Here is a 13,863-nt window from a genome sequence, read left to right as displayed (position 1 = left end):
AGGAGCAGAAATTATTTCAAATAAAATTTGCGGAAGTAGAAAAGATCATTACCTTTGCAGCCCGGTTCGGAAGGAACGGGGAGCTGGTTTTAAGGACTGGCAGATTGAAGGGTTGGAAAGAAAAGAAGGATGAAAAAATAAAATTATTTTATTTGGAAGTTCAGAAAAGATTTCTACCTTTGCACTCCCAACCGAAAGGGAAGGGAAAAAAGAATCAGGTGGCGGATGTCATGATGATTATCAAACGAGATTGAAACAGACGAAAAACAAGCTAAGACGAATACGACTTAAGCGAACTGAAGTCTGGAGATATATAAAAAGGGCGACCGTGAGGGATTAGCCTGATAAGTTCTTAAAAGAGATGTCAATGTAGCGAAAGCGGGTTTAATGAAGTACTGGTCGAAGTACATGATTAAGTAGCTTTATTTTAAAGGTGATGTCTAACAGACAAAACAAAAGAAGACTATTTTTAACAATAGTTAAAACTGGTCAGAATCAACAACATTTTACAATGGAGAGTTTGATCCTGGCTCAGGATGAACGCTAGCGGCAGGCCTAATACATGCAAGTCGAGGGGTAGAGGGAGCTTGCTTCCTTGAGACCGGCGCACGGGTGCGTAACGCGTATGCAACCTACCTTTATCTGGGGGATAGCCCGGAGAAATCCGGATTAATACCGCATAAAATCACAGAATGGCATTATTCAATGATCAAACATTAATGGGATAGAGATGGGCATGCGTGTCATTAGCTAGTTGGCGGGGTAACGGCCCACCAAGGCGACGATGACTAGGGGATCTGAGAGGATGACCCCCCACACTGGTACTGAGACACGGACCAGACTCCTACGGGAGGCAGCAGTAAGGAATATTGGTCAATGGAGGCAACTCTGAACCAGCCATGCCGCGTGCAGGAAGACTGCCCTATGGGTTGTAAACTGCTTTTATCCGGGAATAAACCTAAATACGTGTATTTAGCTGAATGTACCGGAAGAATAAGGATCGGCTAACTCCGTGCCAGCAGCCGCGGTAATACGGAGGATCCAAGCGTTATCCGGATTTATTGGGTTTAAAGGGTGCGTAGGCGGCCTGTTAAGTCAGGGGTGAAAGACGGTAGCTCAACTATCGCAGTGCCTTTGATACTGATGGGCTTGAATGAACTAGAGGTAGGCGGAATGAGACAAGTAGCGGTGAAATGCATAGATATGTCTCAGAACACCGATTGCGAAGGCAGCTTACTATGGTTTAATTGACGCTGAGGCACGAAAGCGTGGGGATCAAACAGGATTAGATACCCTGGTAGTCCACGCCCTAAACGATGAACACTCGCTGTTGGCGATACACAGTCAGCGGCTAAGCGAAAGCGTTAAGTGTTCCACCTGGGGAGTACGCTCGCAAGAGTGAAACTCAAAGGAATTGACGGGGGCCCGCACAAGCGGAGGAGCATGTGGTTTAATTCGATGATACGCGAGGAACCTTACCCGGGCTTGAAAGTTAGTGAATCATTTAGAGATAAATGAGTGAGCAATCACACGAAACTAGGTGCTGCATGGCTGTCGTCAGCTCGTGCCGTGAGGTGTTGGGTTAAGTCCCGCAACGAGCGCAACCCCTATGTTTAGTTGCCAGCACGTTAAGGTGGGGACTCTAAACAGACTGCCTGTGCAAACAGAGAGGAAGGAGGGGACGACGTCAAGTCATCATGGCCCTTACGTCCGGGGCTACACACGTGCTACAATGGATGGTACAGAGGGCAGCTAGCTGGCAACAGTATGCGAATCTCACAAAGCCATTCACAGTTCGGATTGGGGTCTGCAACTCGACCCCATGAAGTTGGATTCGCTAGTAATCGCGTATCAGCAATGACGCGGTGAATACGTTCCCGGGCCTTGTACACACCGCCCGTCAAGCCATGGAAGTTGGGGGTACCTAAAGTATGTAACCGTAAGGAGCGTCCTAGGGTAAAACCGATAACTGGGGCTAAGTCGTAACAAGGTAGCCGTACCGGAAGGTGCGGCTGGAATACCTCCTTTCTGGAGTAGCATCACCTACTCAGCTTTCGCAACATGATATTTCACATTAAGGTATATGATTAAAGCAAAAAGACTAAAGCTGAAAGGCTAAAGGCCTTGCTGCTTGATACTGATACTTTAAAAAAAACAAGAGAAAAAAAGAAACACCCAGAGGAAAACGGTGGGCTGCTATAGCGGTAAGCACAACGGAAGACAAGATGGGGAAAGCCAAAGGATAAGCAGTAGCGGTAAGATACTATATACTGCATACGGAAGCTGACCTTAAATCAAGAAGTCCCGTAGCTCAGCCTGGTTAGAGCACTACACTGATAATGTAGGGGTCTCCAGTTCAAATCTGGACGGGACTACCATTAAAGTTGGGAGTAAAGAGGATAGAGTTGGGAGTTATGAATACTCCAAACCAATGACTCCAAACTCAAGACTATAAATCTGGGGGATTAGCTCAGCTGGCTAGAGCGCCTGCCTTGCACGCAGGAGGTCAACGGTTCGACTCCGTTATTCTCCACTTTAGAGCTGTAAAGCTTAAAGACCAAAGCAGAAAGCTTTTAAAAAACAGGAATACCTTATTACCGGGATCGGTAATCTACATTGACATAAAGATTAAGACAAGAAGAAAACGCCATGGGGCACATACGAGAAAAAGTATGAAACGGTTCGAGACCGCAGTTTTTAACTAACGAAGCTGAAACGAGGCTTAGGTTGGGGCACATGACACCCTATACCTTTATACCTTCGTCCATCAGCCTCAGTAAAGTTCTTTGACATATTGGAAGAAGTTAAAAAAGAAGAGCAAACAACAATAGGCGACTGTTGTGTTTGTGCTCGCTTAACGAAGCGCAAGCAGAAATTAGGTATGAGACATCATAACAAGAGCAAAAAAGCATACTATACGGCGCAAAAGGCGTATAAGTAGAAGAAAGTAATAAAGAGTACACGGGGGATGCCTTGGCTCTCAGAGGCGATGAAGGACGTGATAAGCTGCGATAAGCTTCGGGTATTTGCAAATAGGAATAGATCCGAAGATTTCCGAATGGGGCAACCCGGCTGGTTGAAGACCAGTCACATATAATGAGCAAACCTGCCGAACTGAAACATCTAAGTAAGCAGAGGAAGAGAAAATAACAATGATTTCCTGAGTAGTGGCGAGCGAAAGGGAAAGAGCCCAAACCTACTTTGTTACGGCAAAGTGGGGGTTGTAGGACTACGATGTGGCATTGGTAAACAGAAGTGGAACGGGATGGGAAGCCCGGCGATACATGGTGATAGCCCAGTACACGTATAGAATACCAGTCTAGTAGTATCCTGAGTACCGCGAGGTCGGAGACGCCTTGTGGGAATCTGCCGGCACCATCCGGTAAGGCTAAATACTCCTGAGAGACCGATAGTGAACCAGTACCGTGAGGGAAAGGTGAAAAGAACCCCGAACAGGGGAGTGAAATAGAACCTGAAACCGTGTACTTACAAGCGGTCGGAGCGTCCAGGTGGCGTGACGGCGTGCCTTTTGCATAATGAGCCTACGAGTTACTCTTCTCTGGCAAGGTTAAGTGCTTCAGGCACGGATCCGAAGCGAAAGCGAGTCTGAATAGGGCGTATAGTCAGAGGAGGTAGACGCGAAACCTTGTGATCTACCCATGGACAGGTTGAAGGTGCGGTAACACGTACTGGAGGACCGAACCGATAAACGTTGAAAAGTTTCCGGATGATCTGTGGGTAGGGGTGAAAGGCTAATCAAACTGGGAAATAGCTCGTACTCCCCGAAATGTTTTTAGGAACAGCGTGGATATAAAGTTTAATAGAGGTAGAGCTACTGATTGGGTGCGGGGGAGTCAAATCCTACCAAATCCAGACAAACTCCGAATGCTATTAAATATGATCTGCAGTGAGGCGCGGGGTGCTAAGGTCACGCGCCGAGAGGGAAAGAACCCAGACCATCAGCTAAGGTCCCCAAGTTACAGTTAAGTTGAACTAACGAGGTCCGATTGCACAGACAGCTAGGATGTTGGCTTGGAAGCAGCCATTCATTTAAAGAGTGCGTAACAGCTCACTAGTCGAGCGATCGGGCATGGATAATAAACGGGCATTAAATTGTACACCGAAGCTATGGGATTGAAATATATCGGTAGGGGAGCATTCTATCGGCAGCGAAGGTATCTGGTAATGGGTGCTGGAGCTTATAGAAAAGCAAATGTAGGCATAAGTAACGATAAGCGGTGCGAGAAACACCGCCACCGAAAGGATAAGGTTTCCTGATCAACGCTAATCGGATCAGGGTTAGTCGGGACCTAAGGAGAACCCGAAGGGGAAATTCGATGGACAACGGGTTAATATTCCCGTACTTTTTATAACTGCGATGTGGGGACGGAGTAGTGACACTGCCGCGATCTGACGGAATAGATCGTTAAAGGCTGTAGGTATTAGAACGGTAGGCAAATCCGCCGATCTAGCTGAACGCTGATAGTACCGCAAGGCTTCGGCTGAGTGGATAGTGCAGGTAATCAGACTTCCAAGAAAAACCGCTAAGCTTCAGGTTATAAAAACCCGTACCGCAAACCGACACAGGTATCCGGGAAGAGGATTCTAAGGTGCTCGAGTGAATCATGGCTAAGGAACTCGGCAAAATGGCCCTGTAACTTCGGGAGAAGGGGCGCTTGCAGCAATGTAAGCCGCAGTGAAAAGGCCCAGGCGACTGTTTAACAAAAACACATGGCTTTGCAAAATCGAAAGATGAAGTATAAGGCCTGACACCTGCCCGGTGCTGGAAGGTTAAGAGGGGATGTCATCTGTAAGGAGAAGCATTGAATCGAAGCCCCAGTAAACGGCGGCCGTAACTATAACGGTCCTAAGGTAGCGAAATTCCTTGTCGGGTAAGTTCCGACCTGCACGAATGGTGTAACGATCTGGGCGCTGTCTCAGCCATGAGCTCGGTGAAATTGTGGTCCCGGTGAAGACGCCGGGTACCCGCAACGGGACGGAAAGACCCCATGCACCTTCACTACAATTTAACATTGACATTGGATACAGGATGTGTAGGATAGGTGGGAGGCTTTGAAGCGGCGTCGCTAGGCGTCGTGGAGCCAACGTTGAAATACCACCCTTTCTGTATTCGGTGTCTAATCCCGCCAAGCGGGAGACATTGTTTGATGGGTAGTTTGACTGGGGTGGTCGCCTCCAAAAAGGTAACGGAGGCTTTCAAAGGTAAGCTCAGTACGCTTGGTAACCGTACGCGGAGTGCAATAGCATAAGCTTGCTTGACTGTGAGACATACAGGTCGATCAGGGTCGAAAGACGGATATAGTGATCCGGTGGTTCTGCATGGAAGGGCCATCGCTCAAAGGATAAAAGGTACGCTGGGGATAACAGGCTGATCTCCCCCAAGAGCTCATATCGACGGGGAGGTTTGGCACCTCGATGTCGGCTCGTCACATCCTGGGGCTGGAGAAGGTCCCAAGGGTTCGGCTGTTCGCCGATTAAAGTGGCACGCGAGCTGGGTTCAGAACGTCGCGAGACAGTTCGGTCCCTATCTGTTGTGGGCGTAGGAATTTTGAGTGGGGCTGACCTTAGTACGAGAGGACCGGGTTGGACTAGCCTCTAGTGAATCTGTTGTTCCGCCAGGGGCATTGCAGAGTAGCTACGCTGGGAATAGATAAGCGCTGAAAGCATCTAAGTGCGAAACTAGCCACGAGATGAGAATTCCATATAGGACCGTAGCAGACTACTACGTTGATAGGCTACAGATGTAAAGCTGGTGACAGCACAGTCGAGTAGTACTAATCATCCGAAGCTTTCAAAGCAAACAGAACTGTTGTTTGTTCTTCAAAACTTAACTTCTTTCAATAATATGTCATTTAAGTTGTAAGTGATAAGTTGTATGTTGTAAGTAGAGATACTTATACCTTCATACTTAAAACCTGCCACTTATTTAAAAACATTTAGGTGCCTATATCGGTGGTGTCCACCTCTTCCCATTCCGAACAGAGAAGTTAAGCCCACCAGAGCCGATGGTACTGCGGTAACACGTGGGAGAGTAGGTCGGTGCCAAATCTTAAAAGCCTTAAGCAGGCATTTAATCAGAACCCTTGCAGTAACAACTGCAGGGGTTTCCTGGTTTATAAAGTTTAAAGAGCAAGGAGCAAAGAGCAAAGGCTGAATTGTTGTTTGAATATGGCTGAGACATGATTCTGGATCTTTTTATGGCTACTAATCCATAACGATAGAAAAACAACGAGATTAGAATCCATCTATAATGGTTCCCGCAGATTTCAGGGATTTCGCAGATTTAGGGTGATGAAACGTTGTGTCATTGAAATTCGGGATCTTTTTAAGGGTACTAATCCATAACGATAGAAGAACAATGAGATTAGCACCCATCTATAATGGTTCCCGCAGATTTCGGATATTTCGCAGATTTAAGGTGATGAAACGTTGTGTAGTCGCATTTGGAGTCTAAAGAAAAGCAGGTTTAAAAGTTATTCTCAATCAATGTTCTTCCAAACCCTTGTGTGATTCTTCTGAATGGGATTCAGGATCTGAAAAGAGTGGATTTAAACACCTCAACAGGCGCAGGCTTTCAAAAAAAGGCAACAGGCCTGTCTTTAATAAACCTGATGGTAACGAAAATCCTTTTTGTTAACGATAACGTTCTATTTTTAGAAATATCTCAACAAAAAGATTGCAGTGTACAGCAGAACTAAAATAGCCAATAGTTGCTGACTTTCGTTTACAAATTGTTCTAAGTATTCAGTGGATTTACTTTATTATCAAACGGCCTGGTTTTTCAACATATAGTTTAATCGATGGTAGATGATCAGGTATCAATTTCCCTCATTATGAGATTAGTAATAAAGATCATATTTAAAACTGATTCTATGCAAATGTGTTAATAAAATAAGGTTTGCCGTAATATTTGGTTACCTTTGTTTTTAACAAAATTTATATAAACGAGTAATGAGTTTTTTTGCAGAAAAAAGAAGGGAAGTAATGGTGCATATTGAGAAGTATATGCTCGACATGATGGATACATACCTTAAGCCTATTGATACCAATTGGCAACCATCTGATTTTCTACCTGATTCTACAAGTGATACTTTTTATCAGGATATTAGAATCTTGAGAGAAAATGCAAAAGATTTATCATATGACCTGGTAGCTGTTTTAATAGGCGATACCATTACTGAAGAAGCCTTACCTACCTACGAATCATGGCTGGCCATGGTGCAGGGACCAAGCATGAAAGAAGATGGTGGCTGGATGAAATGGAACAGACACTGGACAGCTGAAGAAAACCGTCATGGTGATTTGTTAAATAAGTATTTATATTTATCAGGTCGTGTAGATATGCGCCAGATGGAAATCTCTACACAATATTTAATTGCTGATGGTTTTGACATCGGAACCGGACATGATCCGTACCGTAACTTTATTTACACTTCCTTTCAGGAGTTGGCTACCAATATTTCGCACAGAAGGGTAGCTTCCCTAGCCAAAAGAGATGGCGATACCCTATTGTCTAAAATGTGTGGGGTTATTGCTTCTGATGAAGCGAGACATGCTAAAGCTTATAAGGATTTCATGAATCGTATTTTCGAAGTGGATCCTAATGAGGCCATGCTTGCTTTTGAGGATATGATGCGTAAAAAAATTGTAATGCCTGCACACTTTTTACGTGAAGTGGGTTTGAAAATTGGTCAGACATTTGGTCACTTTACCGATGCAGCACAACGCTTAGGTGTTTATACAGCGGTTGATTACGTAGAAATTATGCAACAGTTAATTGAAGACTGGAAAATTGACGGTATGCAGGATTTAAATGATGCCGGTGAAAAAGCCCGTGATTATATTATGGCACTGCCTTCCCGTTTATTGCGTGTGGCAGAACGGATGAAGACACCCACCATTGATTATAAATTTAGCTGGATTGCTGGTTAAAAGCCCTGAAATATTATTGAAAGTCCCGTTTTGAAAAAATCATAACGGGACTTTTTTGTGCTACATGTTTCGGCGGTATTGCCCGCCAACCTGATAAAGTGCATGGCTGATCTGACCAAGGGAGCAAACTTTACAAACTTCCATTAGCTGTTCGAATATATTTTCTCCATCAATGGCAGATTTCTGAAGTTTTTTGAGCAGGTGATCTGATTGAGCTGCATTTCTTTGCTGAAAATTTTGGAGTGCATTGATCTGGTATTGCTTTTCTTCTTCAGTAGCCCGTATCACCTCACCTGGAACTATAGTAGGCGAACCATTCTTATTTAAAAAAGTATTAACTCCTACTATCGGATAATCACCATTATGTTTAAGGGTCTCATAATATAAACTTTCTTCCTGAATTTTTCCACGCTGGTACATGGTTTCCATCGCACCTAAAACGCCACCGCGGTCGTTAATTCTTTTAAATTCCTGTAATACGGCATCTTCAACCAGATCGGTTAATTCTTCAATAATGAATGCGCCCTGCAGTGGGTTTTCATTCTTAGCCAATCCTAATTCCCTATTGATAATGAGTTGAATGGCCATGGCGCGACGAACAGATTCTTCTGTAGGTGTGGTAATGGCTTCATCATATGCATTGGTATGTAATGAATTACAGTTGTCATAGATGGCATAAAGTGCCTGTAAGGTTGTCCTGATATCATTAAAATCTATTTCCTGCGCATGCAGGGAGCGTCCGGAAGTTTGAATATGGTATTTTAATTTTTGCGATCGGTCATTTCCTTTATATTTATTTTTGATTGCTTTTGCCCAGATTCTCCGTGCCACCCTACCAATCACAGCATATTCGGGATCTATCCCATTGGAGAAAAAGAAAGAAAGATTGGGTGCAAAATCATCAATGTGCATGCCTCTGCTCAAGTAATATTCTACAAACGTAAAACCATTGCTTAAGGTAAAAGCAAGTTGGGAAATGGGGTTTGCCCCTGCCTCGGCAATATGGTATCCGGAAATTGATACAGAATAAAAATTACGGACTTTTTCATCAATAAAATACTTTTGAATGTCGCCCATCATTCTGAGTGCAAATTCTGTGGAGAAGATACAGGTGTTTTGTGCCTGATCTTCTTTTAAAATATCTGCTTGTACCGTTCCACGAACCGCACTGATGGCTTTTGCCTTGATGGTCTGGTAAACTTCCAAAGGTAAAACCTCCTCTCCGGTTACACCCAGAAGCATTAATCCCAGTCCATTATTTCCTTCAGGAAGTTCGCCATTGTAAGCGGGGCGCCGGATATTTTTTGCCTGGTAAATTTTATCTATCTTTTGCGCTGTTTCTTCCTGTAGATTGTTTTCGAGGATATACTTTTCACATTGCTGATCAATAGCGGCATTCATGAAAAAGCCCAGCAACATCGGCGCAGGCCCATTAATGGTCATGGAAACGGATGTGGAAGGTGCACAAAGATCGAAACCTGAATACAGTTTTTTGGCATCATCAAGAGTGGCAATACTTACCCCTGAGTTCCCGATTTTACCATAAATATCGGGGCGGATGTGCGGATCTTCGCCATATAGGGTCACGGAATCAAACGCGGTAGAAAGCCGATGTGCCGGCTGTCCGAGTGAAACATAATGAAAACGTTTATTTGTACGTTCGGGACCACCCTCACCTGCAAACATTCTGGTTGGATCTTCACCCTCCCGTTTTAACGGGAAAACGCCAGCGGCATACGGGAACTCCCCTGGTAGGTTCTCTGTAAGTAACCATCTTAAAATATCGCCCCAATCTTCATATCGGGGTAGGGAAACTTTAGGAATGTTAAGTTTGGATAGTGACTCGTAATATAGTGGTTGCTTAATTTCCTTATCACGTACTTTATAGATAAAAAACTTTTCCTTATAAGTCTTTTTGGTTTCCGGCCATTGACGAAGCAGGCGCTTACATTCACCATCCAATTGTTCCTCAAATAATATATATGCCTCCTGTAAACCTTCACTTAAAGAGAGCGATGGATGATCTTGTGCAAGATCGAGAACGCCTTTCAGCTGATACATTTTTCGGGCAATGCTGGCTTGTTTATCTACCCATTCATGATAGGCCTGGCTTCCTTCAGCTATTTCTGCCAGGTAACGGATGCGATCAGGTGGAATGATATAAATTTTTTCGGACTGATCTGAAGTGAGTTCCATTTTCGCCTGAAAATCTGTTCCGGTTTTAATGTTAATTTGTTCCATCAAGGCAACAAAGAGGTTATTCATGCCCGGATCATTAAACTGCGATGCCATGGTACCATAAACAGGAATTTTATCATCGCTCACCTCAAAAAGATTGTGATTACGTTTGTACTGCTTGCGTACATCGCGAAGTGCATCCAAAGCACCACGTTTATCAAATTTGTTTAAAGCAACCAGATCGGCAAAATCAAGCATGTCAATTTTTTCCAGTTGTGTAGCGGCACCAAATTCAGGTGTCATCACATACAATGAAACATCACAATGTTCGGTAATTTCGGTATCAGACTGGCCAATTCCGGAAGTTTCCACGATAATTAAATCGTAACCTGCCGCTTTACAGATATCGATACTTTCCTGTACATTTTTGGATAAAGCGAGATTCGCCTGCCGCGTAGCAAGTGATCGCATATAAACTCTAGGATTATTGATGGCATTCATGCGAATGCGATCGCCTAATAATGCCCCACCGGTTTTTCTTTTGGATGGATCAATGGAAATGATAGCCAATGTTTTGTCTGGCACTTCCACCAGGAAACGACGAACCAGTTCGTCTACCAATGATGATTTACCTGCTCCGCCTGTTCCTGTAATTCCCAAAATTGGAGCCGTGTTATTTTTTGAAAGTTTCTTTAATTCATCCACGAATTTCTGGGCACCTTCCGGATCATTTTCTGCAACCGTAATTGCTCCGGCAATGGCCTTTACGTCTTTTGTTGGGATGGTTTGCAATTCGTTTGTAATCCCGTCATTCGTCATGAAATCAGTTTGAATCAACATATCATTGATCATTCCCTGTAAACCCATTTTGCGACCATCATCCGGAGAGTAGATTTTAGAAATCCCGTAGGCCTCAAGTTCTTCAATTTCTGCAGGTAAAATCACCCCACCGCCACCGGCAAATATTTTGATATGCCCTGAACCCTTTTCCTGTAAAAGATCGTGCATGTATTTAAAATATTCTATATGTCCGCCTTGATAGGACGTCATAGCGATGCCCTGAACATCTTCCTGTATGGCACAATTTACCACTTCTTCGACTGATCGGTTATGACCAAGATGGATGACTTCTGCTCCGGATGACTGTAAAATCCGACGCATGATATTAATGGTGGCATCGTGGCCATCGAAAAGGGAGGCAGCGGTTACAAAACGGATTTTATTTTTTGGTTTGTATATTTCTACTGGTTGCATACAATAGGATTTAAAGGCGGCTGTACTTAAACGACTCATCCTTGTTCCCAAATATTTGGTATGCAAATGTACTAAAATAAGTAGCTCCGGCCAGGTATACCCTATACCGTTATGGCTTTTGGTTCAGCTATAAATCCTGTCCGAATTGCAACAAATAGCCATTATTGTCATAAATGGCAAACTCCCTCATGCCGTAATCGAAATCTTCCAGTGGGTAACAGATTTTACATTTACTTTTTAAATTTTCCCATAATGTTGCCACTTCATTTGTTTTGATATAAAGTGAGCCACTCATGATGGGTTTATGTATGTTACGGTGTTGATTAGGTGTGCAGAACATGATTTCTATTTCATCTTTGCTGAGGGTTAACCAGCAAACGTCATCGGACTTTTTACTACAGGTGAAGTTTAATATTTCAGTGTAAAATGTTAAGGTGGCCTGTATATCATGCGTTTCGAGCATGGGCGTGAGTTTGGTTGCTGTATATGTTGACATGATCCAAAAATAATAAAAATGGTTCAAAATAGAAGATCATCCTCGTGATTAGAAATAGTATACTTGATTTTTAACTATATAGGCATTTAAGTGCATATCAGGTATAGTTTCATATTGTACATTTATATCTGGGGGCATGCTAAACTGACTAAGGTGGTTCAATATTATTCTTTGCCATTATCATCGAAGATCATCCTTGGTGATTAGAAAATAGTATACTTGATTTTTAACCATATAGACATTTAAGTGCATATCAGGTATAAAAAAAACTATGCTGATGGGCATAGTTTTTTTGAATTATTTATTGGTAATTTCTGTGATGGGTTCTCCAACATTGCCATTTGGCATTTGAATATGCAGCAAGGCAGCGAGGGTAGGGGCAATATCAGTCATGTAATGTGTTTTATTTGATGCACCTGGCTGGATTCCCCAGCCCATAAAAACCAATGGAATGTGAGCATCATATGGATTCCAGTTGCCATGGGTAGTACCTGTGCTGCTACCGTTAAACCAGTTCGGATTTAAAATGTAATAAAGGTCTCCGCTTCTTCTGGCATTGTAACCATTGGTGATCATTTTCTTTTGAACCTCCGGTAAAGTTGCCTGAGAAATTTTTGAAATGTCTACCACATTGGCAAAGCCATCTATCTTTTTCAGAAATTCTATTGATGCCGATTTTATTACATCAAAGCTTACATTGAGCTGATCTGTTTTATCGTGGTCAAAAATAATCTGGTTATTCATCGACCTTAACACAATATTATTGAGCTTGAATTTCTCATTAAGATAAGTATTTAGTTTACTGGCAATATCTCTGTCACTTACTACCCCTGAAGGTAATTTATTGGCCTGCATAAAACCTGGTACATGGGCCGCACCATGGTCTGCAGTTAAAAATACGGTGTAATTTCCTTTGCCAACTTTCTTATCCAGATAATTGAAAAATTCTTCAATATCTTTATCCAAACGTAAATAAGTATCCTCAGCTTCTACTGAATTCGGGCCATAAGCATGACCAACATAATCGGTAGAAGAACAACTTACCGCTAAGAAATCAGTGATGTTATCCTGACCTAAATCTTCAGAAAGGATGGCTAATTTGGCAAGGTCAAGGGTAATGGTGTTGCCGTAAGGTGTGCTTCTGATGGCATCGTAATTTTTACCGGCAAACTGCGCAAGGCTATGGGGGAAGGTGTTTGACTTTCCTTCGTATGCCTGCTCATCAGTTGTGCTATTTACATAGGTATTGATTGGGTATAAGGTTTCCCAGTTTTTTGCATAAAACTTATTTGCGAGTTTAAGTTTGTTATAGTCTGCGATCCATGTCGGCACTTCTTTCATATAATAGCTACTAGTGATCCAGTTCCCTGTGGTTCCCTGGTACCAGTAGGCCGCATTTGCGGCATGACCTGCAGGAAGAATAGATCCCCTGTCTTTCAAAGAAATTCCGATGACTTTACCGCGGAAATTAGTGGCTAACCTTAACTCATCTGTAATGGTTGAAGTGAACATATTTTTTGGCGACATATTGCCTTCGGGTGATGGTGTACTGCCCACAGTTACGACACTGGTATCTTCAGTGCAATACACGCTTCTTTTTGTTTCAGGATCATACCAGTCGTTGCCGATAATGCCATGAATGGCCGGCACGGAGCCTGTATAAATACAGGTGTGGCCACAGGCCGTATAAGTTGGGGTATAAGGAATAAACGTATTTTCAACAGAAAAACCCTCGTTAATTAATCTCTTAAAGCCTCCATTGGTATAGCGGTTGTAATAACGGTATAAGTAATCCCAACGCATCTGATCAACCACCAGGCCTACCACCAGTTTAGGTCGTGCCACTTCAGCAGGAAATGTTTGGGATTGATTTTGTGGTGTTTTTTTGGTTTGTGCTGATGCGATTGAACCGGAGAGGAGCGCGAGTGAAAAGAGTAAATAAGAAATTTTCTTCATTCTGTTTTTTAGTAAAGGCCAAAATT

General features: G+C 43.1%; 4 protein-coding genes, 2 tRNA genes and 3 rRNA genes. 6 read left to right on the top strand and 3 right to left on the bottom strand.

Annotated features, from left to right (window positions below):
* Positions 1–508: 508 nt before the first annotated feature.
* The 6 genes from CBW18_RS09245 to CBW18_RS09215 all read left to right on the top strand — a co-directional run bounded on the left by CBW18_RS09245 (position 509) and on the right by CBW18_RS09215 (position 7,953).
* Positions 509–2,028: ribosomal RNA gene (locus CBW18_RS09245) — 16S ribosomal RNA — on the top strand.
* Positions 2,029–2,300: 272 nt separating this feature from the next.
* Positions 2,301–2,378: transfer RNA gene (locus CBW18_RS09240), tRNA-Ile, on the top strand.
* A gap of 81 nt (positions 2,379–2,459) precedes the next feature.
* Positions 2,460–2,533: transfer RNA gene (locus CBW18_RS09235), tRNA-Ala, on the top strand.
* Positions 2,534–2,941: 408 nt separating this feature from the next.
* A 23S ribosomal RNA gene (locus tag CBW18_RS09230) occupies positions 2,942–5,818 on the top strand.
* A gap of 139 nt (positions 5,819–5,957) precedes the next feature.
* A 5S ribosomal RNA gene (gene rrf / locus CBW18_RS09225) occupies positions 5,958–6,069 on the top strand.
* Together the 16S, 23S and 5S rRNA genes with 2 tRNA genes alongside form the textbook arrangement of a ribosomal RNA operon.
* A 903-nt stretch (positions 6,070–6,972) precedes the next feature.
* Complete coding sequence (locus CBW18_RS09215) at positions 6,973–7,953, top strand: acyl-ACP desaturase (RefSeq protein ID WP_088300995.1); 981 nt, start codon at positions 6,973–6,975, stop codon at positions 7,951–7,953.
* A 60-nt stretch (positions 7,954–8,013) separates the two neighbouring features.
* Here the strand turns inward: CBW18_RS09215 and CBW18_RS09210 are convergent, their stop codons facing one another.
* The 3 genes from CBW18_RS09210 to pafA form a co-directional block, all read right to left on the bottom strand.
* A complete protein-coding gene (locus CBW18_RS09210; RefSeq protein WP_088301359.1) occupies positions 8,014–11,385 on the bottom strand; it encodes a methylmalonyl-CoA mutase family protein in 3,372 nt (1,123 codons plus the stop codon).
* 127 nt (positions 11,386–11,512) lie between these two features.
* Positions 11,513–11,881, bottom strand: coding sequence for a VOC family protein (locus tag CBW18_RS09205; protein WP_088300994.1), 369 nt, complete (start codon positions 11,879–11,881; stop codon positions 11,513–11,515).
* A gap of 297 nt (positions 11,882–12,178) precedes the next feature.
* Positions 12,179–13,837 (bottom strand): alkaline phosphatase PafA, encoded by a 1,659-nt coding sequence (gene pafA, locus CBW18_RS09200; protein WP_088300993.1) that lies wholly within the window; start codon positions 13,835–13,837, stop codon positions 12,179–12,181.
* Positions 13,838–13,863 lie beyond the last annotated feature (26 nt).

Source organism: Pedobacter sp. AJM (genome assembly GCF_002197755.1).
In the GTDB taxonomy this organism is placed as follows: Bacteria; Bacteroidota; Bacteroidia; order Sphingobacteriales; family Sphingobacteriaceae; genus Pedobacter.
The sequence above is the reverse complement of the archived record's forward strand: the minus strand, read 5'-3'. Positions and strand labels throughout refer to the sequence as shown.